The 24,097-nt window shown below is 41.7% G+C and carries 10 protein-coding genes and 6 rRNA genes; 15 read left to right on the forward strand and 1 reads right to left on the reverse strand.

The window, feature by feature from the left end:
• Positions 1 to 18 precede the first annotated feature (18 nt).
• The 11 genes from dnaA to O7776_RS00055 all read left to right on the forward strand — a co-directional run bounded on the left by dnaA (position 19) and on the right by O7776_RS00055 (position 16,200).
• Entirely contained in the window at positions 19 to 1,362 is a 1,344-nt protein-coding gene (gene dnaA / locus O7776_RS00005; protein WP_274308667.1) for a chromosomal replication initiator protein DnaA, read from the forward strand.
• Between the two features lie 170 nt (positions 1,363 to 1,532).
• A complete protein-coding gene (dnaN, locus tag O7776_RS00010) occupies positions 1,533 to 2,669 on the forward strand; it encodes a DNA polymerase III subunit beta (RefSeq protein WP_274308669.1) in 1,137 nt (378 codons plus the stop codon).
• A gap of 203 nt (positions 2,670 to 2,872) precedes the next feature.
• Entirely contained in the window at positions 2,873 to 3,109 is a 237-nt protein-coding gene (gene yaaA / locus O7776_RS00015) for a S4 domain-containing protein YaaA (protein WP_274308670.1), read from the forward strand.
• A gap of 3 nt (positions 3,110 to 3,112) precedes the next feature.
• Positions 3,113 to 4,228: a DNA replication/repair protein RecF gene (recF, locus tag O7776_RS00020; protein ID WP_274308671.1), complete on the forward strand. Its 1,116-nt coding sequence runs from the start codon at positions 3,113 to 3,115 to the stop codon at positions 4,226 to 4,228.
• Between the two features lie 74 nt (positions 4,229 to 4,302).
• Complete coding sequence (gene gyrB / locus O7776_RS00025; protein WP_274308672.1) at positions 4,303 to 6,228, forward strand: DNA topoisomerase (ATP-hydrolyzing) subunit B; 1,926 nt, start codon at positions 4,303 to 4,305, stop codon at positions 6,226 to 6,228.
• Positions 6,229 to 6,248: 20 nt separating this feature from the next.
• The gene (gyrA, locus tag O7776_RS00030; RefSeq protein WP_274308673.1) at positions 6,249 to 8,714 is read left to right on the forward strand and encodes a DNA gyrase subunit A; all 2,466 of its coding nucleotides are present in this window, start codon (positions 6,249 to 6,251) and stop codon (positions 8,712 to 8,714) included.
• Between the two features lie 226 nt (positions 8,715 to 8,940).
• Positions 8,941 to 10,035, forward strand: a complete 1,095-nt coding sequence (locus O7776_RS00035) for an HD-GYP domain-containing protein (protein WP_274308674.1) — start codon at positions 8,941 to 8,943, stop codon at positions 10,033 to 10,035.
• A 414-nt stretch (positions 10,036 to 10,449) separates the two neighbouring features.
• A 16S ribosomal RNA gene (locus O7776_RS00040) occupies positions 10,450 to 12,001 on the forward strand.
• Positions 12,002 to 12,304: 303 nt separating this feature from the next.
• A 23S ribosomal RNA gene (locus tag O7776_RS00045) occupies positions 12,305 to 15,232 on the forward strand.
• Positions 15,233 to 15,296: 64 nt separating this feature from the next.
• Positions 15,297 to 15,412 (forward strand): 5S ribosomal RNA (gene rrf / locus O7776_RS00050).
• A gap of 491 nt (positions 15,413 to 15,903) precedes the next feature.
• Entirely contained in the window at positions 15,904 to 16,200 is a 297-nt protein-coding gene (locus O7776_RS00055) for a hypothetical protein (protein ID WP_274308675.1), read from the forward strand.
• A 203-nt stretch (positions 16,201 to 16,403) separates the two neighbouring features.
• Here O7776_RS00055 and O7776_RS00060 read toward each other — a convergent pair whose 3' ends face one another.
• Positions 16,404 to 16,784, reverse strand: coding sequence for a VOC family protein (locus O7776_RS00060; RefSeq protein WP_274308676.1), 381 nt, complete (start codon positions 16,782 to 16,784; stop codon positions 16,404 to 16,406).
• Between the two features lie 445 nt (positions 16,785 to 17,229).
• On the opposite strand from O7776_RS00060, the gene O7776_RS00065 reads away from it, so the two are divergent.
• The 4 genes from O7776_RS00065 to guaB all read left to right on the forward strand — a co-directional run bounded on the left by O7776_RS00065 (position 17,230) and on the right by guaB (position 24,043).
• Positions 17,230 to 18,782 (forward strand): 16S ribosomal RNA (locus O7776_RS00065).
• A 303-nt stretch (positions 18,783 to 19,085) separates the two neighbouring features.
• Positions 19,086 to 22,012 (forward strand): 23S ribosomal RNA (locus O7776_RS00070).
• 64 nt (positions 22,013 to 22,076) lie between these two features.
• Positions 22,077 to 22,191, forward strand: a 5S ribosomal RNA gene (gene rrf, locus O7776_RS00075).
• The 16S, 23S and 5S rRNA genes sit together here, the layout of an rRNA operon.
• A gap of 385 nt (positions 22,192 to 22,576) precedes the next feature.
• Positions 22,577 to 24,043, forward strand: a complete 1,467-nt coding sequence (gene guaB / locus O7776_RS00080) for an IMP dehydrogenase (protein WP_274308677.1) — start codon at positions 22,577 to 22,579, stop codon at positions 24,041 to 24,043.
• The last annotated feature ends 54 nt before the right edge of the window (positions 24,044 to 24,097 follow it).

A 24,097-nucleotide genomic window follows, 5' to 3' on the forward strand; every position in this document is an offset into this window, starting at 1 on the left:
ATGAAAGGAAGAACGAGCTTGGAACATTTAGAAACTCTATGGAACGCAGTACTTTCCCAAGCTGAACAAAAAATTTCAAAACCGAGCTTCGATACGTGGCTAAAATCGACGAAATTATTGGCGCATAACGGCACAAATGTAACGATTTCAGCACCTAACTCTTTTGCCCGTGATTGGCTTGAGCAATACTATATTCATATGATTACAGGAATTTTAAACGAGTTAACTGGGGAAGATTTGGTCATTAAATTTGTCGTTCAGAAGGATCAAATCGCAGATGATTTTGAACTACCACCACCAATTACGCAAGTAAAACCAAATGAACATGCAGATAATTCACCGGGCATGCTTAACCCAAAATATACATTTGACACATTCGTTATTGGTTCAGGAAACCGCTTTGCACACGCTGCCAGCTTGGCTGTAGCAGAGGCACCTGCAAAAGCATATAATCCCTTCTTCATCTATGGGGGAGTTGGATTAGGGAAAACACACTTAATGCACGCAATTGGTCACTATGTAAAAGAACATAATCCTAATGCTAATGTCGTGTATCTATCATCTGAAAAATTTACAAATGAGTTCATTAACTCAATTCGTGACAATAAAGCAATCGACTTCCGTAACAAGTACCGCAACGTCGATGTTTTATTAATTGATGACATTCAATTTTTAGCTGGGAAGGAATCGACGCAAGAGGAATTTTTCCATACCTTTAATACATTACATGAAGAATCAAAACAAATTGTCATTTCAAGTGACCGTCCACCTAAAGAAATCCCAACATTAGAGGATCGTTTACGTTCACGCTTTGAATGGGGTTTAATTACAGATATTGCACCACCTGATTTGGAAACGCGTATTGCAATTTTACGCAAAAAAGCGAAAGCTGACGGTCTAGATATTCCAAATGAAGTAATGCTATATATCGCAAATCAAGTTGATACAAACATTCGTGAATTAGAGGGCGCATTGATTCGTGTAGTAGCTTATTCGTCTTTAGTAAATAGAGATGTATCACCAGAGCTTGCTGCAGAAGCATTAAAAGATATTATGCCAAACTCAAAACCGCGTATGATTTCAATTTTAGATATTCAAACAGCAACCGGCGAACACTTCAATATTCGTTTAGAAGATTTTTCCGCAAAGCGCCGGACAAAGTCTATTGCATTTCCACGCCAAGTGGCTATGTACTTATCGCGCGAGCTAACTGACTTCTCTTTACCTAAAATCGGTGAAGAATTCGGTGGTCGCGATCATACAACGGTTATTCATGCACATGAAAAAATTTCTTCATTACTTAAAACAGATCAACAATTACAGCAGGATATTAAACAAATCCGTAGTATGTTAGGTAAATAATGCTGTGTATAAGGTTCTTAGTTTTTCACACGATTACTCACAACTTATTAACATGTGAATAATCGTGTTTTAAAGCTCCGAACTATAGTTATCCACAAATCCACAGCCCCTATTACTATATCTATATATATCTTTTAATAAATAATTAATTATATAAGAGAGGTAAAACAATGAAATTTGATATTTTACGTGATCGTTTATTAGACGGTTTAAACGATGTTATGAAAGCAGTAAGTTCAAAAACTACAATTCCAATTTTAACGGGGATCAAAATTGATGTAACGAACGAAGGGATAAGCTTAACTGGTAGTGACGCAGACATTACCATTCAAACATTTATTCATGCAGAAGAAGATGGTCAACAAATCATTAACATTACACAAACAGGCTCAATCGTTTTACAAGCACGTATGTTCAACGAAATTATTCGTAAACTTCCAACAAACGAAGTAGAAATTGAAATTACAAATGGTTTTGCTACGATTATTCGCTCTGGTAAATCTGAATTTAATTTAATTGGCTTAGACTCAACAGAATATCCACAGCTGCCAGAAGTAGCAGCAGATAAACAATTTGCAATTCCTACAGATCTTTTAAAATCAATTATCCGTGAAACGGTTTTTGCAGTAGCTACTTCAGAAAGTCGTCCAGTGTTGACAGGTGTAAACTGGAAAGTAGAAGATAATGAATTAATATGCGTTGCAACGGATAGTCACCGTTTAGCTCGTCGAAAAGTAAATCTTGAAAATTTACCAACTGATATTACTTCAGTAGTTATTCCAGGGAAAAGTTTAAATGAACTAAACAAAATTTTAGAAGATACAAACAACCCAGTTCAAATTGTATTAACGAACCAGCAAGTACTATTTAAAACGGACGATGTGTTATTCTTCTCGCGATTGCTAGAAGGTAATTATCCTGATACGTCTCGTTTAATTCCTGATGAATTCAAAACAATGATTACAATCAACGGTAAATCATTATTACAAGCCATCGACCGTGCTTCTCTTTTAGCACGTGAAGATCGCAATAACGTTGTTCGTTTTGAAACATTAGAAAATCAAACAATTGAAGTTTCATCAAATTCACCTGAAATTGGTAAAGTGGAAGAACAAATTCAAGTAGAGAATCTTGAAGGTGAAACACTTAAAATTTCCTTCAGTGCGAAATACATGATGGAAGCTTTAAAAGCTATTGATAGTCAAGATGTTGTCATTGAATTTACTGGTGCTATGCGCCCATTCATCTTACGCTCTGCTCTAGACGATTCAATTTTACAATTAATTTTACCTGTACGTACGTACTAATTTTGTACAAAAATAAGTTAAGAACTGTGTAAAAAAACTTTCGCATAGTGCGCGCTTCTGCAGTGGGGAGAGTAGATTTCCACCATCCTCGAATCAAAGGGAGTGTCCCAGAATTATTTCTCGGACACTCCCTTTTTTACTTATGGACAATTTTTAGGTATGATAGAATGATAAGACTTTATTTTAGTGGAGGTAGGATTACGTTGAATGATTTAGTAATTGATACAGAATTTATTACGCTTGGTCAAGCTTTAAAAATGACAGATGCCATTAGTTCTGGTGGTATGGCAAAGTGGTTTTTAAGTGAACATGAAGTGTTTGTTAATGGTGAAGTAGAAGATCGCCGAGGAAAAAAATTACGTCATGGTGATGTCGTTAATATTCCAGGTGTTGGTCGATTTAAAATTGTTGATGCATTTATTGCAAATGGAGAAATGTAATTCATGAATATCGAGCGCTTGCAGCTAACAAATTACCGTAATTATGAATCGCTCGCATTAGATTTTTCAGACAAAATTAATGTTTTTATTGGGGAAAACGCTCAAGGAAAAACAAATGTTATGGAATCGATTTATGTTTTAGCGATGGCTAAATCTCACCGCACCGCGAACGATAAAGAATTGATACGTTGGGATGCGGATTATGGTAAAATAGAAGGTGTAATCAATAAGCGTTACGGTAGTGTTCCGATTGAATTAACGGTTTCCAAAAAAGGCAAAAAGGGCAAGATCAATCATCTCGAGCAAACGAAGTTAAGTAATTACATTGGCCAGATGAACGTTGTCATGTTTGCACCTGAAGATTTAAATATCGTCAAGGGAAGCCCGCAAATTCGTCGGCGATTTATCGATATGGAAATCGGGCAAATTTCGCCAGTTTACTTACATGACTTACTAACATTTCAAAAAATATTAAAGCAACGTAATCATTTATTAAAAAGTAATCAAGGAAAAGCATCACTCGCTAACGACGTGATGTTTGATATTTATACGGAGCAATATATTGGGGCGGCTGTACAAATTATCCGAAAACGATTTCAGTTTATGGAGTTACTGCAAGCTTGGGCAGAGCCGATTCACCATGGAATTTCACGCGGTTTAGAAAAGCTTGTTATTACATATCGTCCTGTATCAGGAATGGATGCAAGCTGGAGCGCAGAACAAATGAGTGATTATTTAAAACAAAAGCTCAATGAAATCAAGCAACGTGAAATCGATCGCGGCGTAACATTAATTGGGCCACATCGTGATGATTTGCAATTTTTTGTTAATGACTATGATGTGCAAGTGTATGGTTCGCAAGGCCAGCAGCGCACAACAGCACTGTCATTAAAATTAGCAGAAATAGAGCTCATCAAACAGGAAACAAAAGAAACACCGATATTATTATTAGACGACGTATTGTCAGAGTTGGATGATTATCGTCAATCGCATTTATTGAATACGATTCAAGGTGAAGTACAGACATTTGTTACGACTACAAGCGTTGAGGGCATTCATCATGATACAATTCAACATGCGAAACTTTTCCGTGTAAGACAAGGTACAATTGAACAATAATAGCGCATTTTTAATGCATGAAAATAATCAAAAAAGAAGCATACTAATCGTTATGAAAGAGTAGGTGAACTATAGTGACTTTAGAAGATAGTAAAGTCCAGCAATCTTATGATGCCGAACAAATACAAGTACTGGAAGGTTTAGAAGCTGTTCGTAAACGTCCAGGTATGTATATCGGTTCTACAAGCTCAAAAGGATTGCACCATTTAGTATGGGAAATCGTTGATAATAGTATTGATGAAGCATTAGCTGGTTTTTGTACAGACATTAAAGTAACAATTGAACAAGATAATTGGATTCGTGTAGAAGATAATGGCCGTGGAATCCCTGTAGATACGCAAGAAAAAATGGGTATGCCTGCTGTTGAAGTAATTATGACCGTATTACACGCTGGTGGTAAATTTGGCGGTGGGGGCTATAAAGTTTCAGGTGGTCTTCACGGTGTAGGTGCTTCTGTAGTAAACGCATTATCTATCGAGACAATCGTTCAAGTACACCGTGATGGAAACGTACACGAAATTAAATTCGAACGCGGTCACACAAAGCAAAAACTAACAGTAATCGGTGAAACAGATCGTACAGGTACGACAACACGTTTTAAAGCCGATGCTGAAATCTTTAAAGAAACACAAGTGTACGAATATGACATATTAGCAACACGTATTCGTGAATTAGCATACTTAAATCGTGGCATTCGTATTTCGATTGCTGATGAGCGTGAAGGTCAAGAGCGTGTAGAAGCATTCCACTTCGAAGGTGGTATTCGTGAATACGTTGAACACATTAACGAAAACAAAGAACCGATTCATGCACCAATCGATGTATTTGGCGAAAAAGACGGTATTTCAGTTGAAATCGCAATGCAATACAATGCAGGCTTCAATTCAACAATTATGTCATTTGCTAACAACATCAATACCTATGAGGGCGGTACTCACGAATCAGGCTTTAAAACTGCATTAACACGTGTCATTAATGACTACGCACGTAAAGCGAATATAATTAAAGAAGCGGATACCAACCTTACTGGAGAAGACGTGCGTGAAGGATTAATCGCAATTGTGTCGGTGAAACACCCAGACCCACAATTCGAAGGTCAAACAAAAACAAAACTTGGTAACTCAGAAGTTAGCCAGATTACGAACTCATTATTTTCAGATGGCTTTGAGCGTTTCTTATTAGAAAACCCAAGTGTGGCACGTCAAATAGTTGAAAAAGGAACAATGGCAGCGCGTGCGCGTGTTGCTGCGAAAAAAGCGCGTGAATTTACACGTCGTAAATCAGCGCTAGAAGTATCCAATTTACCTGGTAAATTAGCAGACTGTTCATCAACAAACCCTGCTGAGTCAGAAATTTACATCGTAGAGGGTGATTCTGCCGGTGGTTCTGCAAAATCTGGGCGTGACCGTCACTTCCAAGCGATCTTGCCACTACGCGGGAAAATATTAAATGTTGAAAAAGCACGTTTAGATCGTATTTTATCAAATGCTGAAATCCGTGCGATGATTACAGCATTCGGTACAGGTATCGGTGAAGACTTTAACTTAGAAAAAGCCCGTTATCACAAAATCATCATCATGACCGATGCCGATGTCGATGGTGCACATATTCGTGTATTATTATTAACATTTTTCTTCCGCTTCATGCGTCCATTAATCGAGGCAGGATATGTATATGCAGCTAAGCCACCGCTTTACCAAGTGAAACAGGGGAAACATGCGGAATACTGCTATTCTGATGCAGAATTAGATGAAATTTTAGAACGCCTGCCTAAATTACCAAAGCCAAATGTACAGCGTTACAAAGGGTTAGGAGAAATGAATGCAGAGCAATTATGGGATACAACAATGGATCCGGAGCACCGTACATTAATTCGAGTAGAATTAGATGATGCCATTGAAGCCGATAAAATATTTGACCACTTAATGGGTGATGAAGTAGGACCACGTCGTGACTTTATCGAGGAAAATGCAGTTTACGTGCAAGACTTGGATGTTTAAATTGGAAGGGGGTCCTTATTTTGTCTGACATTCAACATGGACATATTGAATCTAGAAATATTACATCCGAAATCAAAACATCCTTTTTAAGTTATGCGATGAGTGTTATTGTTTCACGTGCATTACCAGATGTACGTGACGGGCTTAAGCCTGTACACCGTCGTATTTTATACGGGATGCAGGAACTAGGAAACACTTCGGATAAACCATATAAAAAGAGTGCGCGTATCGTCGGGGACGTAATGGGTAAATACCACCCTCACGGTGACTCTTCAATTTATGAAGCGATGGTACGTATGGCGCAAAATTTCAGTTACCGCTATATGCTTGTCGATGGACACGGTAACTTTGGTTCTGTCGATGGCGATGGAGCGGCTGCGATGCGTTATACAGAATCGCGTATGTCAAAAATTGCAATGGAAATGTTGCGAGATATTAACAAAGATACAATTGATTTCGAACCAAACTATGATGGTAGTGAAAACGAGCCAAAAGTGTTACCAGCACGTTATCCGAACCTTTTAGTGAATGGAGCATCAGGAATTGCCGTTGGTATGGCCACGAATATTCCACCACATCAGCTTGGTGAAACAATCGATGGTGTATTAGCATTAGCAGATAACCCAAGTATTACAACTGAGGAGCTAATGGAAATTATTCCAGGACCAGACTTCCCAACAGGGGGGTTAATTTTAGGGCGCTCAGGAATCCGTCGTGCCTATGAAACAGGGCGCGGTTCATTAACAATTCGTGCAAAAGTAGAAATTGAGCAAGCTTCTAATGGGAAAGAAACGATTTTAGTTCACGAATTACCATACCAAGTAAACAAAGCAAAATTAATCGAAAAAATTGCCGAATTAGTACGCGACAAAAAAATTGATGGGATTACAAAACTTCAAGATGAATCAGACCGTAATGGGATGCGTATCGTTATTGAAGTTCGTCGTGATGCCAATGCCAATGTTGTGTTAAATAATTTATATAAGCAAACAACTATGCAATCTAGCTTCGGTGTGAACATGCTTGCATTAGTAGATGGTCAACCGAAAGTATTAGGCTTAAAAGAAGTGCTATATCATTACTTAGAACACCAAAAAGTAGTTATTAAACGACGTACTGCATTCGAGCTTCGAAAAGCAGAAGATCGCGCACATATTTTAGAAGGCTTACGTATTGCACTTGATCATATCGATGAAATTATTTCAATTATCCGTAGCTCTCGTAGCGGAGAAGAAGCAAAGCCGCAATTAATGGAGCGCTTCAATTTATCGGAACGCCAAGCACAAGCGATTTTAGATATGCGTCTTGTACGTTTAAGTGGTTTAGAGCGTGAAAAAATTGAAAATGAATACAATGAATTGCTAGTGTTAATTGCCGAGTTAAAAGCAATTTTAGCTGATGAAGCTAAAGTAGTAGAAATCATTCGTACAGAAATGACAGAAATTAAAGATCGCTTTAATGACGCACGTCGGACAGAAATTACTGCTGGTGGCTTAGAAATGATCGAAGACGAAGATTTAATCCCTCGTGAAAACTCAGTGTTAACATTAACGCATAATGGGTACATTAAGCGTTTAGCAGCGAACACATACCGCTCACAAAAACGTGGAGGGCGCGGTGTACAAGGTATGGGTACGAATGAAGATGACTTCGTAGAACATTTATTATTCACATCAACGCATGATACAATACTATTCTTTACTTCAAAAGGGAAAGTGTTCCGTGCGAAGGGGTATGAAATTCCGGAGTTTGGACGCCAAGCAAAAGGGTTACCAATCGTTAACTTATTAAATATTGATAAGGGCGAAAAAGTAACAGCGATGATCCGCGTTTCTGAATTTAAAGAAGATGCTTACTTCATTTTCACAACGAAAACGGGTGTAACAAAGCGTACTCCTGTTGATCAATTCGCCAATATCCGTACAAATGGGTTAATTGCCATTACTTTACGTGAAGATGATGATCTAATTTCTGTACATTTAACAGATGGCACGAAGGAAATTATTATTGGTACTGGTGAAGGGATGCTTGTTCGTTTCAAAGAGGATGATATTCGTTCAATGGGACGTTCGGCTGCTGGTGTTCGCGGAATTAAATTACGCGAAGGTGACCATGTTGTTGGGATGGAAATTATCGAACCAGGTCAGGAAATTTTAGTTGTAACAGAAAAAGGTTACGGTAAACGTACACCTGAAGCAGAGTACCGCTTGCAAAGTCGTGGTGGTCTAGGTCTAAAAACAATGCAAATTACTGATAAGAACGGTAAGATGTGCGCTATGAAGGCTGTAGATGGCACAGAGGATATTATGTTAATTACGATTAATGGTATGTTAATTCGTATGGATGTAAACGATATTTCTATAATCGGTCGTAGCACACAAGGTGTTCGTTTAATCCGTCTTTCAGAAGATGAGTCAGTAGCAACAGTTGCACGTGTGAAAAAAGACGAAGATACAGAAGATGAAGAAATAGAAGAAACTGAATAAATAGAGTAATAATTTTTCAAAAGTAGCCTAGGTTGAATTAACTACCTAGGCTACTTTTTTATATTTGTATTTTAGAGTGTATTCGTTATAATAGTATAAAAGACATTCGTATTAGGTTTAAATAACTATATTTATTGAAATATGTAGTCATTAGGGTGATTTTCTTCCCATCAATTGAAATTTTCGATACAATTATATTAATTCATTTACGCAAGGGGTTGTGAAGTTGGAAGCAATAGATATGAAGGTCGAAGAATTACGTTTAGGTAAAGTCATCGCAGAAGACATTTTTGCCAATACACAATATCCAATTATTTATAAGGATACAAAAATTAAGCCAGAGCATTTACGTGTATTTGAATTATTTAATTTAAATACAGTTTCAGTTTATAACGATGCAAGTATAGAAAACCTAATAGAAGACAACCTAGAAATTCAAGCAAAATCAGTTCCATTACCAAAATACACTTCATTTGAAAAGCATTATAATGATGCAATTGTTCAATTGAAAAAGGAATTTATAAATTGGGAGGCTGGAGGCAAGATTGATATTACGAAAGTTCGTGGTATGATCATCCCGTTAATCGAAATAATCTTAGAGGATCGCTCCTATATATTTGATTTAAACAGCTACTCCAACCCGAAAGATTACTTGTATCATCATTGTATTGCAACAGGTTTAATCGCTTCTATTATGGCTAAGAAATTAGGCTTCGAGCGTGGTATTACAATACAATTAGCAATTGCAGGAATGTTAGCAGATAGTGGAATGGCGCGCATTTCACCTCGTATTCGTGATAAAAAAAGTGCATTATTAAAAGAAGAATTTGATGAAGTAAAAAAGCATCCTTACCACAGTTATATGCTTGTAAAAAATGTACCTGCTATTAAAGAAGTGATGAAAGAGGCAATCTATCAACACCATGAGCGATTAGATGGCAGCGGTTATCCTAAAGGGGAACGCATCGGGTCCATTTCGAATTTCGCTCAAATTATAGCAGTCGCTGATGTATTCCATGCTATGACAAGTGAACGTTTATATCGTACAAAACAATCACCATTCAAAGTAATCGAAATGATTAAAGAAGAAGAGTTCGGTAAGTTTGATATAAAAGTTGTACAAGCTTTAATGGATATTGTTGTTGATTTACCGATTGGTACGAAAATTGAAATATCCAATTTCGAATTAGGTGAAGTTATGTTCATTAATAAATATTCTCCTACTCGTCCGCTTGTTAAATTAATAAGATCAGGTGAAATTATTGACCTTTCAACAAAACGAAGCTTTTATATATCTCGGGTTATTACAAAAAATAATTAGTTTATAATTGAAATGATTTTTAGTTGATTAGTTATCAATTAAAGGTCATTTATTTATTTGAACTTTTTTTATAAAAATGTATTGACGATATTTGATACATTTGTTAATATATTAAATGTCCTTAAGAGAATTGAGTTAAATCAAATGCAAATAAATGAATTTGAATTTCGAATTAAAGGATGCTATAATTTAGTGACTGTCATTTCAAATCGAGAATGAAAACTTTTTAAAATAAAGTATTGACTTCGGAATTTTAAAGTGATAAGATATAAAAGTTGTCACAAACGACAACAACATGAACCTTGAAAACTGAACAAGCAACGTTAATGAATATAGCTTCTTAAATGAAGCAAAAAAAGATTTCTAACTTAATTGTTAGAATCGCTAGCAAAGCAAATGAGCTTTCAAACTACTTTTATGGAGAGTTTGATCCTGGCTCAGGACGAACGCTGGCGGCGTGCCTAATACATGCAAGTCGAGCGAATGGATTTGGAGCTTGCTCCAATGACGTTAGCGGCGGACGGGTGAGTAACACGTGGGTAACCTACCCTATAGACTGGGATAACTTCGGGAAACCGGAGCTAATACCGGATAATACTTTGAACCACATGGTTGGAAGTTGAAAGATGGTTTCGGCTATCACTATAGGATGGACCCGCGGCGCATTAGCTAGTTGGTGAGGTAACGGCTCACCAAGGCGACGATGCGTAGCCGACCTGAGAGGGTGATCGGCCACACTGGGACTGAGACACGGCCCAGACTCCTACGGGAGGCAGCAGTAGGGAATCTTCCACAATGGACGAAAGTCTGATGGAGCAACGCCGCGTGAGTGAAGAAGGATTTCGGTTCGTAAAACTCTGTTGCAAGGGAAGAACAAGTAGCGTAGTAACTGGCGCTACCTTGACGGTACCTTGTTAGAAAGCCACGGCTAACTACGTGCCAGCAGCCGCGGTAATACGTAGGTGGCAAGCGTTGTCCGGAATTATTGGGCGTAAAGCGCGCGCAGGTGGTTCCTTAAGTCTGATGTGAAAGCCCCCGGCTCAACCGGGGAGGGTCATTGGAAACTGGGGAACTTGAGTGCAGAAGAGGATAGTGGAATTCCAAGTGTAGCGGTGAAATGCGTAGAGATTTGGAGGAACACCAGTGGCGAAGGCGACTATCTGGTCTGTAACTGACACTGAGGCGCGAAAGCGTGGGGAGCAAACAGGATTAGATACCCTGGTAGTCCACGCCGTAAACGATGAGTGCTAAGTGTTGGGGGTTTCCGCCCCTCAGTGCTGCAGCTAACGCATTAAGCACTCCGCCTGGGGAGTACGGTCGCAAGACTGAAACTCAAAGGAATTGACGGGGGCCCGCACAAGCGGTGGAGCATGTGGTTTAATTCGAAGCAACGCGAAGAACCTTACCAGGTCTTGACATCCCATTGACCACTGTAGAGATACAGTTTTCCCTTCGGGGACAACGGTGACAGGTGGTGCATGGTTGTCGTCAGCTCGTGTCGTGAGATGTTGGGTTAAGTCCCGCAACGAGCGCAACCCTTGTTCTTAGTTGCCATCATTTAGTTGGGCACTCTAAGGAGACTGCCGGTGATAAACCGGAGGAAGGTGGGGATGACGTCAAATCATCATGCCCCTTATGACCTGGGCTACACACGTGCTACAATGGACGGTACAAACGGTTGCCAACCCGCGAGGGGGAGCTAATCCGATAAAACCGTTCTCAGTTCGGATTGTAGGCTGCAACTCGCCTACATGAAGCCGGAATCGCTAGTAATCGCGGATCAGCATGCCGCGGTGAATACGTTCCCGGGCCTTGTACACACCGCCCGTCACACCACGAGAGTTTGTAACACCCGAAGTCGGTGAGGTAACCTTTATGGAGCCAGCCGCCGAAGGTGGGATAGATGATTGGGGTGAAGTCGTAACAAGGTAGCCGTATCGGAAGGTGCGGCTGGATCACCTCCTTTCTAAGGATATTTTCGGAATTCATTCCTAGGGAATGAAACATTAACGGTTGCTGTTCAGTTTTGAAGGTTCATTCTTAATTGAATGGAATACTTCAAAAAATATTTGCTCCTGCCGCTAGCGCTTTTGTCGCAAGATTGCATGAAGCAAATTCAGTGAAGCTTAGTCACGATGTGATGGAAGTTCGCTGTCTTGTTCTTTGAAAACTGGATAAAACGACATTGATAAGTAATAAACAAACATAGATCAAGAAATTGATCGTGCAATATCCTTAAAATCTTACTTTTTAAGTAAGTTTAACTTTTGGTTAAGTTAATAAGGGCGCACGGTGGATGCCTTGGCACTAGGAGTCGATGAAGGACGGCACTAACACCGATATGCCTCGGGGAGCTGTAAGTAAGCTTTGATCCGGGGATTTCCGAATGGGGGAACCCACTATCTTTAATCGGATAGTATCTACACGTGAATACATAGCGTGATGAGGACAGACGCAGGGAACTGAAACATCTAAGTACCTGCAGGAACAGAAAGAAAATTCGATTCCCTGAGTAGCGGCGAGCGAAACGGGAAGAGCCCAAACCAAAGAGCTTGCTCTTTGGGGTTGTAGGACACTCTATACGGAGTTACAAAAGATTGGATTAGACGAAGCGACTTGGAAAGGTCCGCGAAACAAGGTAAAAGCCCTGTAGTCAAAAGTTCAGTCCCTCCAGAGTGGATCCTGAGTACGGCGGAACACGTGAAATTCCGTCGGAATCCGGGAGGACCATCTCCCAAGGCTAAATACTACCTAGTGACCGATAGTGAACCAGTACCGTGAGGGAAAGGTGAAAAGCACCCCGGAAGGGGAGTGAAATAGATCCTGAAACCGTGTGCCTACAAGTAGTTAGAGCCCGTTAATGGGTGATAGCGTGCCTTTTGTAGAATGAACCGGCGAGTTACGATTACGTGCGAGGTTAAGTTGATAAGACGGAGCCGCAGCGAAAGCGAGTCTGAATAGGGCGAATTAGTACGTGGTCGTAGACCCGAAACCAGGTGATCTACCCATGTCCAGGATGAAGGTGAGGTAACACTTACTGGAGGTCCGAACCCACGCACGTTGAAAAGTGCGGGGATGAGGTGTGGGTAGCGGAGAAATTCCAATCGAACTTGGAGATAGCTGGTTCTCTCCGAAATAGCTTTAGGGCTAGCCTCGTGATTGAGAATACCGGAGGTAGAGCACTGTTTGGACTAGGGGGCATCTCGCTTTACCGAATTCAGACAAACTCCGAATGCCGGATATTTATACACGGGAGTCAGACTGCGAGTGATAAGATCCGTAGTCAAAAGGGAAACAGCCCAGACCACCAGCTAAGGTCCCAAAGTAATCGTTAAGTGGAAAAGGATGTGGCGTTGCTTAGACAACCAGGATGTTGGCTTAGAAGCAGCCATCATTTAAAGAGTGCGTAATAGCTCACTGGTCGAGTGACGCTGCGCCGAAAATGTATCGGGGCTAAACGATTCACCGAAGCTGTGGATGCATACCGTTGGTATGCGTGGTAGGAGAGCGTTCTAAGGGCGTTGAAGTCAGACCGGAAGGACTGGTGGAGCGCTTAGAAGTGAGAATGCCGGTATGAGTAGCGAAACATGGGTGAGAATCCCATGCACCGTATGACTAAGGTTTCCTGAGGAAGGCTCGTCCGCTCAGGGTTAGTCGGGACCTAAGCCGAGGCCGATAGGCGTAGGCGATGGATAACAGGTTGATATTCCTGTACTACCTCCCCACCGTTTGAGAAATGGGGGGACGCAGTAGGGTAGGGTAAGCAGAGCGTTGGTTGTCTCTGTTCAAGCAGTAAGGTGTGTGCGTAGGTAAATCCGCGTACTTTAACATTGAGCTGTGATGACGACTCCGTATGGAGGAAGTTCCTGATCTCACACTGCCAAGAAAAGCCTCTATCGAGGTGGGAGGTACCCGTACCGCAAACCGACACAGGTAGTCGAGGAGAGAATCCTAAGGTGTGCGAGAGAACTCTCGTTAAGGAACTCGGCAAAATGACCCCGTAACTTCGGGAGAAGGGGTGCTCTGGTAGGGTGTATAGCCCGAGAGAGCCGCAGTGAATAGGCCCAGGCGACTGTTTAGCAAAAACACAGGTCTCTGCAAAACCGTAAGGTGACGTATAGGGGCTGACGCCTGCCCGGTGCTGGAAGGTTAAGAGGAGTGGTTAGCGCAAGCGAAGCTGCGAATTGAAGCCCCAGTAAACGGCGGCCGTAACTATAACGGTCCTAAGGTAGCGAAATTCCTTGTCGGGTAAGTTCCGACCCGCACGAAAGGCGTAACGATCTGGGCACTGTCTCAACGAGAGACTCGGTGAAATTATAGTACCTGTGAAGATGCAGGTTACCCGCGACAGGACGGAAAGACCCCGTGGAGCTTTACTGTAGCTTGATATTGAATTTTGGTACAACTTGTACAGGATAGGTAGGAGCCAGAGATCTCGGAGCGCCAGCTTCGAAGGAGGCGTCGGTGGGATACTACCCTGGTTGTATTGAACTTCTAACCCATGCCCCTTAGCGGGGTAGGAGACAGTGTCAGGCGGACAGTTTGACTGGGGCGGTCGCCTCCTAAAAGGTAACGGAGGCGCCCAAAGGTTCCCTCAGAATGGTTGGAAATCATTCGTAGAGTGTAAAGGCATAAGGGAGCTTGACTGCGAGACCTACAAGTCGAGCAGGGTCGAAAGACGGGCTTAGTGATCCGGTGGTTCCGCATGGAAGGGCCATCGCTCAACGGATAAAAGCTACCCCGGGGATAACAGGCTTATCTCCCCCAAGAGTCCACATCGACGGGGAGGTTTGGCACCTCGATGTCGGCTCATCGCATCCTGGGGCTGTAGTCGGTCCCAAGGGTTGGGCTGTTCGCCCATTAAAGCGGTACGCGAGCTGGGTTCAGAACGTCGTGAGACAGTTCGGTCCCTATCCGTCGTGGGCGTAGGAAATTTGAGAGGAGCTGTCCTTAGTACGAGAGGACCGGGATGGACACACCGCTGGTGTACCAGTTGTCTTGCCAAAGGCATCGCTGGGTAGCTATGTGTGGACGGGATAAGTGCTGAAAGCATCTAAGCATGAAGCCCCCTCAAGATGAGATTTCCCATTACGCAAGTAAGTAAGACCCCTGAAAGACGATCAGGTAGATAGGTTCGAGGTGGAAGTGTGGCGACACATGTAGCTGACGAATACTAATCGGTCGAGGACTTAACCACATGTTTATGAATATCAATGAAACGTTTATCCAGTTTTGAAAGAACAATCTTTCAATTGAATAAGTGAAGTGATGATGGCAAAGAGGTCACACCTGTTCCCATACCGAACACAGAAGTTAAGCTCTTTAGCGTCGATGGTAGTTGGGGGTTTCCCCCTGTGAGAGTAGAACGTCGCTTCGCACGAATAAAAACCACTGAGTAATCAGTGGTTTTTTTGTGTCTTATATTAAACATTAAAACGCATTTTAGTTATAATTAAATCGAAATTTATACTCATTAGGATGACTTATCTAATAATATAATGGGTGTTAAAGTAGATTAATTAATGGATGAGTGAACCATTACGAAGAAATTGAGTTGATAAAGTCAAAGGAAATTGATTAAGTACATAATTTTATTGTAATTATTATTATTTTTATTATTAAGTATTACAGGATGATTTGGAATTTCGTACACCTGTAATCCTTTAAATGAAATCGATAGTTTAGGAAGAGATTCAGACAGGATTAGCTATTATTGTAATAATAGTTGGTTTTTATTTTGTAATTAATTTCAAACCACCCAAACCAAACATAACCATTGAAAATAAGAAAGTAGAAGTAATACAAGGGTCTTATTGTTGGGATGGGCTTATTTATGGGCAATGCATTGATAAGATTTCTCCGCCAGATATGATATTACATAAGAAACTAAAACCTGTTGTTGTATCGCCTGGTGCTAAATTAAAAATAGAATTTAACCGTGAGCTTCAAGAAAATTCTTTGTATTTGAGTGTATGGATGGATAATGATGAATTAGAGGGTGTCTTGTTAAAAGATAATACGTATTTAGTATCAAAAGAAAATGGGATTTATGTTTATAGTGTTTCTGCACATTGGGAAAAAGGAAGCTCAAGTTATAATTTTTTAGTTGAAGTTAAGTCATTCATTATATTAAGCTTACTTAACTTTTTTAAATTGTTTTTATAAGTCATTAAATAAGATCATACTAAAATGAGTATCTTGAGGAATTTAATACTATAAGCCAATTTAATAATTTTTTAAGAGAGAAGAAATTTTTAATTACTTTAAATAAAAAGTTTAATTTAATAGGAGATTAATAGTAAAGGCACTGAAACAAAACTTTAATATCGAATAGTTTGTTTCAGTACTATATTTTGTAAGAGTAAATATCAGATTTCTGAACAAATCTCAATGAAATGACCGTCTGGATCTGCGATATATGCTACGGTTTGTCCCCAAGGTTTTGTAATAGGTTCTTTTATAATTATGACGCCCTGTTGTTTTAATTCATTAATAGTAGATTGTACGTCTTCTACAACAAAGCCAACTTCAAAGGTTTGTGTCGTAAAAGCTGACTCTGGTATGTTTAACCCAGTGATTTCTTTAACGGATTTACGAGTATTAATTGCAAGAATAGTGTTACCTGTGTCAAATTCAACATATGTATCTTGCTGCATTTTAATAGGTAATTTTAAGACAATATTATAAAACTGCATTGCTTTATCAAAATCATTAACATATAGAATAATATACTTCATTGAAAACTTCATTGTTCAGTCCTCCTCAAAATAATATTAGTAAGATTATTTTAACACATTAAAATTTGGGGACCATTAAAAATTTATATGGGTAGATCAAATATTAGTATTAATAAGGATGGCCATGATATAGTAATTTAATCGTAGGAGTAAAAATTACTAGATATCTAATTTAAACAAAAAAAGATTAAAATTTATGTTGCCAAAATGATAATATAGTGATATATTATTATAAGTCGCAAGGGCGACAAACAATATCGAAAATATCATCTAAATAAAATGTTGACATAACGTTATAAAGATGGTAAGATATAAAAGTTGTCACAAACGACAACAACATGAACCTTGAAAACTGAACAAGCAACGTTAATGAATATAGCTTCTTAAATGAAGCAAAAAAAGATTTCTAACTTAATTGTTAGAATCGCTAGCAAAGCAAATGAGCTTTCAAACTACTTTTATGGAGAGTTTGATCCTGGCTCAGGACGAACGCTGGCGGCGTGCCTAATACATGCAAGTCGAGCGAATGGATTTGGAGCTTGCTCCAATGACGTTAGCGGCGGACGGGTGAGTAACACGTGGGTAACCTACCCTATAGACTGGGATAACTTCGGGAAACCGGAGCTAATACCGGATAATACTTTGAACCACATGGTTGGAAGTTGAAAGATGGTTTCGGCTATCACTATAGGATGGACCCGCGGCGCATTAGCTAGTTGGTGAGGTAACGGCTCACCAAGGCGACGATGCGTAGCCGACCTGAGAGGGTGATCGGCCACACTGGGACTGAGACACGGCCCAGACTCCTACGGGAGGCAGCAGTAGGGAATCTTCCACAATGGACGAAAGTCTGATGGAGCAACGCCGCGTGAGTGAAGAAGGATTTCGGTTCGTAAAACTCTGTTGCAAGGGAAGAACAAGTAGCGTAGTAACTGGCGCTACCTTGACGGTACCTTGTTAGAAAGCCACGGCTAACTACGTGCCAGCAGCCGCGGTAATACGTAGGTGGCAAGCGTTGTCCGGAATTATTGGGCGTAAAGCGCGCGCAGGTGGTTCCTTAAGTCTGATGTGAAAGCCCCCGGCTCAACCGGGGAGGGTCATTGGAAACTGGGGAACTTGAGTGCAGAAGAGGATAGTGGAATTCCAAGTGTAGCGGTGAAATGCGTAGAGATTTGGAGGAACACCAGTGGCGAAGGCGACTATCTGGTCTGTAACTGACACTGAGGCGCGAAAGCGTGGGGAGCAAACAGGATTAGATACCCTGGTAGTCCACGCCGTAAACGATGAGTGCTAAGTGTTGGGGGGTTTCCGCCCCTCAGTGCTGCAGCTAACGCATTAAGCACTCCGCCTGGGGAGTACGGTCGCAAGACTGAAACTCAAAGGAATTGACGGGGGCCCGCACAAGCGGTGGAGCATGTGGTTTAATTCGAAGCAACGCGAAGAACCTTACCAGGTCTTGACATCCCATTGACCACTGTAGAGATACAGTTTTCCCTTCGGGGACAACGGTGACAGGTGGTGCATGGTTGTCGTCAGCTCGTGTCGTGAGATGTTGGGTTAAGTCCCGCAACGAGCGCAACCCTTGTTCTTAGTTGCCATCATTTAGTTGGGCACTCTAAGGAGACTGCCGGTGATAAACCGGAGGAAGGTGGGGATGACGTCAAATCATCATGCCCCTTATGACCTGGGCTACACACGTGCTACAATGGACGGTACAAACGGTTGCCAACCCGCGAGGGGGAGCTAATCCGATAAAACCGTTCTCAGTTCGGATTGTAGGCTGCAACTCGCCTACATGAAGCCGGAATCGCTAGTAATCGCGGATCAGCATGCCGCGGTGAATACGTTCCCGGGCCTTGTACACACCGCCCGTCACACCACGAGAGTTTGTAACACCCGAAGTCGGTGAGGTAACCTTTATGGAGCCAGCCGCCGAAGGTGGGATAGATGATTGGGGTGAAGTCGTAACAAGGTAGCCGTATCGGAAGGTGCGGCTGGATCACCTCCTTTCTAAGGATATTTTCGGAATTCATTCCTAGGGAATGAAACATTAACGGTTGCTGTTCAGTTTTGAAGGTTCATTCTTAATTGAATGGAATACTTCAAAAAATATTTGCTCCTGCCGCTAGCGCTTTTGTCGCAAGATTGCATGAAGCAAATTCAGTGAAGCTTAGTCACGATGTGATGGAAGTTCGCTGTCTTGTTCTTTGAAAACTGGATAAAACGACATTGATAAGTAATAAACAAACATAGATCAAGAAATTGATCGTGCAATATCCTTAAAATCTTACTTTTTAAGTAAGTTTAACTTTTGGTTAAGTTAATAAGGGCGCACGGTGGATGCCTTGGCACTAGGAGTCGATGAAGGACGGCACTAACACCGATATGCCTCGGGGAGCTGTAAGTAAGCTTTGATCCGGGGATTTCCGAATGGGGGAACCCACTATCTTTAATCGGATAGTATCTACACGTGAATACATAGCGTGATGAGGACAGACGCAGGGAACTGAAACATCTAAGTACCTGCAGGAACAGAAAGAAAATTCGATTCCCTGAGTAGCGGCGAGCGAAACGGGAAGAGCCCAAACCAAAGAGCTTGCTCTTTGGGGTTGTAGGACACTCTATACGGAGTTACAAAAGATTGGATTAGACGAAGCGACTTGGAAAGGTCCGCGAAACAAGGTAAAAGCCCTGTAGTCAAAAGTTCAGTCCCTCCAGAGTGGATCCTGAGTACGGCGGAACACGTGAAATTCCGTCGGAATCCGGGAGGACCATCTCCCAAGGCTAAATACTACCTAGTGACCGATAGTGAACCAGTACCGTGAGGGAAAGGTGAAAAGCACCCCGGAAGGGGAGTGAAATAGATCCTGAAACCGTGTGCCTACAAGTAGTTAGAGCCCGTTAATGGGTGATAGCGTGCCTTTTGTAGAATGAACCGGCGAGTTACGATTACGTGCGAGGTTAAGTTGATAAGACGGAGCCGCAGCGAAAGCGAGTCTGAATAGGGCGAATTAGTACGTGGTCGTAGACCCGAAACCAGGTGATCTACCCATGTCCAGGATGAAGGTGAGGTAACACTTACTGGAGGTCCGAACCCACGCACGTTGAAAAGTGCGGGGATGAGGTGTGGGTAGCGGAGAAATTCCAATCGAACTTGGAGATAGCTGGTTCTCTCCGAAATAGCTTTAGGGCTAGCCTCGTGATTGAGAATACCGGAGGTAGAGCACTGTTTGGACTAGGGGGCATCTCGCTTTACCGAATTCAGACAAACTCCGAATGCCGGATATTTATACACGGGAGTCAGACTGCGAGTGATAAGATCCGTAGTCAAAAGGGAAACAGCCCAGACCACCAGCTAAGGTCCCAAAGTAATCGTTAAGTGGAAAAGGATGTGGCGTTGCTTAGACAACCAGGATGTTGGCTTAGAAGCAGCCATCATTTAAAGAGTGCGTAATAGCTCACTGGTCGAGTGACGCTGCGCCGAAAATGTATCGGGGCTAAACGATTCACCGAAGCTGTGGATGCATACCGTTGGTATGCGTGGTAGGAGAGCGTTCTAAGGGCGTTGAAGTCAGACCGGAAGGACTGGTGGAGCGCTTAGAAGTGAGAATGCCGGTATGAGTAGCGAAACATGGGTGAGAATCCCATGCACCGTATGACTAAGGTTTCCTGAGGAAGGCTCGTCCGCTCAGGGTTAGTCGGGACCTAAGCCGAGGCCGATAGGCGTAGGCGATGGATAACAGGTTGATATTCCTGTACTACCTCCCCACCGTTTGAGAAATGGGGGACGCAGTAGGGTAGGGTAAGCAGAGCGTTGGTTGTCTCTGTTCAAGCAGTAAGGTGTGTGCGTAGGTAAATCCGCGTACTTTAACATTGAGCTGTGATGACGACTCCGTATGGAGGAAGTTCCTGATCTCACACTGCCAAGAAAAGCCTCTATCGAGGTGGGAGGTACCCGTACCGCAAACCGACACAGGTAGTCGAGGAGAGAATCCTAAGGTGTGCGAGAGAACTCTCGTTAAGGAACTCGGCAAAATGACCCCGTAACTTCGGGAGAAGGGGTGCTCTGGTAGGGTGTATAGCCCGAGAGAGCCGCAGTGAATAGGCCCAGGCGACTGTTTAGCAAAAACACAGGTCTCTGCAAAACCGTAAGGTGACGTATAGGGGCTGACGCCTGCCCGGTGCTGGAAGGTTAAGAGGAGTGGTTAGCGCAAGCGAAGCTGCGAATTGAAGCCCCAGTAAACGGCGGCCGTAACTATAACGGTCCTAAGGTAGCGAAATTCCTTGTCGGGTAAGTTCCGACCCGCACGAAAGGCGTAACGATCTGGGCACTGTCTCAACGAGAGACTCGGTGAAATTATAGTACCTGTGAAGATGCAGGTTACCCGCGACAGGACGGAAAGACCCCGTGGAGCTTTACTGTAGCTTGATATTGAATTTTGGTACAACTTGTACAGGATAGGTAGGAGCCAGAGATCTCGGAGCGCCAGCTTCGAAGGAGGCGTCGGTGGGATACTACCCTGGTTGTATTGAACTTCTAACCCATGCCCCTTAGCGGGGTAGGAGACAGTGTCAGGCGGACAGTTTGACTGGGGCGGTCGCCTCCTAAAAGGTAACGGAGGCGCCCAAAGGTTCCCTCAGAATGGTTGGAAATCATTCGTAGAGTGTAAAGGCATAAGGGAGCTTGACTGCGAGACCTACAAGTCGAGCAGGGTCGAAAGACGGGCTTAGTGATCCGGTGGTTCCGCATGGAAGGGCCATCGCTCAACGGATAAAAGCTACCCCGGGGATAACAGGCTTATCTCCCCCAAGAGTCCACATCGACGGGGAGGTTTGGCACCTCGATGTCGGCTCATCGCATCCTGGGGCTGTAGTCGGTCCCAAGGGTTGGGCTGTTCGCCCATTAAAGCGGTACGCGAGCTGGGTTCAGAACGTCGTGAGACAGTTCGGTCCCTATCCGTCGTGGGCGTAGGAAATTTGAGAGGAGCTGTCCTTAGTACGAGAGGACCGGGATGGACACACCGCTGGTGTACCAGTTGTCTTGCCAAAGGCATCGCTGGGTAGCTATGTGTGGACGGGATAAGTGCTGAAAGCATCTAAGCATGAAGCCCCCTCAAGATGAGATTTCCCATTACGCAAGTAAGTAAGACCCCTGAAAGACGATCAGGTAGATAGGTTCGAGGTGGAAGTGTGGCGACACATGTAGCTGACGAATACTAATCGGTCGAGGACTTAACCACATGTTTATGAATATCAATGAAACGTTTATCCAGTTTTGAAAGAACAATCTTTCAATTGAATAAGTGAAGTGATGATGGCAAAGAGGTCACACCTGTTCCCATACCGAACACAGAAGTTAAGCTCTTTAGCGTCGATGGTAGTTGGGGTTTCCCCCTGTGAGAGTAGAACGTCGCTTCGCACGAATAAAAACCACTGAGTAATCAGTGGTTTTTTTGTTTTCTTATAACTAAGTTACATAATGTACTTAGACAAATATGACTTTTTACTATAATAGATGTACACGCTTACACTTTTTATAGTAGAATTAATAAATCAGAATTATTATTGTAAGTAAAATAATAAATTTTTATAAAATAATAGTAATATTTTGATTATACTCTAAGTTCTAACTAGAAAATCGTGAATTAATATAAAAGAGTCTTGGTTGTTGCTTTTTAAAATGTAAATGTAAAATACGACGGTAATATTCCGAATTATTTTACTTCTTTTAGATTCTTGACAGTCGAGGTTTACGTTGTTAACCTTACAATAATATTCTTTTCTAATAGGAGGCATTCTCAAAAATGTGGGAAACAAAATTCGCTAAAGAAGGTTTAACATTTGATGACGTATTATTAGTACCAGCACATTCTGAAGTATTACCGAAGGATGTTAATTTATCTGTACAATTAACTGGTAACATTAAGTTAAACATTCCAATGATCTCTGCAGGTATGGACACAGTTACAGAAGCAAAAATGGCGATTGCAATGGCACGTCAAGGTGGTATTGGGATTGTTCATAAAAACATGAGCATTGATGAGCAAGCAGAAGAAGTAGAAAAAGTAAAACGCTCTGAGAACGGTGTTATTACAAATCCATTCTTCTTAACGCCAGAACATCAAGTGTTCGATGCAGAGCATTTAATGGGCAAATACCGCATTTCAGGTGTTCCTATTGTTAACAACATGGAAGACCAAAAATTAGTAGGAATAATTACAAACCGTGATTTACGCTTCATTTCAGATTATTCTTTAAAAATTGATGACGTTATGACAAAAGAAGATTTAATTACAGCACCAGTAGGAACGACTTTAGAAGATGCTGAAAAAATTCTTCAACAATACAAAATCGAAAAATTACCAATCGTTGACGATGAAGGTAAATTAAAAGGTTTAATTACAATTAAAGATATCGAAAAAGTAATTGAATTCCCAAATGCCGCAAAAGACAAGCATGGTCGATTAGTGGTTGGCGCAGCAGTAGGCGTTTCTAAAGATACAATGTTACGTATTGCAAAACTTGTAGAAGCACAAGTAGATATTATCGTAATCGATACAGCACACGGCCACTCTCAAGGTGTATTAAACACAATTAAAGATATCCGCTCTGCTTATCCAAATTTAGATATTATTGCAGGAAATGTAGCAACTGCTGAAGGCACTCGTGCATTATTTGAAGCAGGCGCAGACGTAGTAAAAGTAGGTATCGGACCAGGATCTATTTGTACAACACGTGTTGTTGCAGGTGTAGGTGTTCCACAAATTACAGCCGTATACGATGCAGCTTCAGTAGCTCGTGAATATGGTAAAACTATTATCGCTGATGGCGGTATTAAGTATTCAGGTGATATCGTAAAAGCATTAGCAGCTGGTGGGCACGTAGTAATGCTTGGTTCACTTTTAGCAGGTACTTCTGAATCTCCTGGTGAAACTGAAATCTTCCAAGGTCGTCGTTTCAAAGTTTACCGTGGTATGGGTTCACTAGGCGCAATGGAAAAGGGTTCAAAAGACCGTTACTTCCAAGAAGATGCAAAAAAATTAGTGCCAGAAGGTATTGAAGGGCGTCTTCCTTACAAAGGACCTTTAGCAGATACAATTCACCAGTTAATTGGTGGTATTCGCGCTGGTATGGGTTACTGCGGTGCACCGGATTTAGAGTATTTGCGTGAAAAATCACAATTCATTAAAATGACAGGTGCCGGCTTACGTGAATCACATCCACATGATGTACAAATTACAAAAGAAGCACCAAACTATTCACTCCAATAATTACTAGGCAACTTTCAAACGTTACTATCGTCACAATTGATGATAGTAACGTTT

This window comes from Solibacillus daqui, from assembly GCF_028747805.1.
In the GTDB taxonomy this organism is placed as follows: domain Bacteria; phylum Bacillota; class Bacilli; order Bacillales_A; family Planococcaceae; genus Solibacillus; species Solibacillus daqui.